The sequence below is a fragment of the Streptomyces niveus genome (assembly GCF_001723055.1).
Taxonomy (GTDB): Bacteria; Actinomycetota; Actinomycetes; order Streptomycetales; family Streptomycetaceae; genus Streptomyces; species Streptomyces niveus.
The window spans coordinates 1-645 of sequence record NZ_MDCR01000524.1 but is presented as its reverse complement, the minus strand read 5'-3'; the positions used below and the strand labels follow the sequence as shown (position 1 = coordinate 645).

Sequence of the window (645 nt, the reverse complement as noted above, 5' to 3'; positions counted from 1 at the left end):
CTCGGCGGCCGGCAGCGCGCCGACATGGTCGGCCAGACCCTTGCGCCTGCCGTCGGCGGCGGCGAGGCAGAGGGCCGGTACGTACACGTGCCTCGTCGGGCCGTGTTCCGTGTTGGACATGAACTGCGAGGCGAGCCAGTTGCCCGCGCCCAGAGCGACGAGTGCGGTCTCGTCGTACACCACCCCGGTGGACCCGTTCACAGGCTGTCCACGGGCCGACCGGCCTCCAAGTCCTGCCAGACCTTTTCGGCCCTGTCGTGGTCCTCGTCGGTGAGCGTCACACCGAAGTGCGTCTCGCAGTACGCCTTGGTCGCCTCGTACCGCAGCCGCAGCTCTTCCTTTGTGGGCGTCGCCCCGGCCAGCTCGGCGATCAGATCGCGCATCGTCAGCCCGCGCTCGCGCGCGAGAATCATGAGGCGGTCACGGACAGCGGGGTCAACCTTGACGGTGGTATCGGCCATGACGCAAGTATACCGCCGGTATACCGTCTCGGGTGGCCGTTCCAACAGGATGGTCATCAGATTCCTTCTCTTGGGGGACCCGGCCCTCTCTCGGGGCCGGGAGTCTCACATCGCCGCGCAGGCCCCCGCCGTCAGCACCTCGCGGGCCAGTGCCCGGCCCCTGCGGGCCGGGCACTGGCCCGCG

At 69.6% G+C, this 645-nt stretch carries 2 protein-coding genes; both read right to left on the bottom strand.

Features of this window, described 5'->3' with window-relative positions:
- On the bottom strand, positions 1 to 201 hold a 201-nt coding region (locus BHU15_RS37250; RefSeq protein WP_497210048.1), incomplete at its 3' end, for a PIN domain-containing protein.
- Positions 198 to 461 carry a hypothetical protein gene (locus BHU15_RS37245; protein WP_255293314.1) on the bottom strand — a complete coding sequence of 88 codons (264 nt, stop codon included), beginning with the start codon at positions 459 to 461 and terminating at the stop codon, positions 198 to 200. The genes BHU15_RS37245 and BHU15_RS37250, both read right to left, overlap by 4 nt.
- Positions 462 to 645: the final 184 nt, after the last annotated feature.

Excerpts from the sequence above, each read along its gene's own strand:
- BHU15_RS37245 (WP_255293314.1), bottom strand. The coding sequence starts at position 461 with ATGGCCGATACCACCGTCAAGGTTGACCCCGCTGTCCGTGACCGCCTC.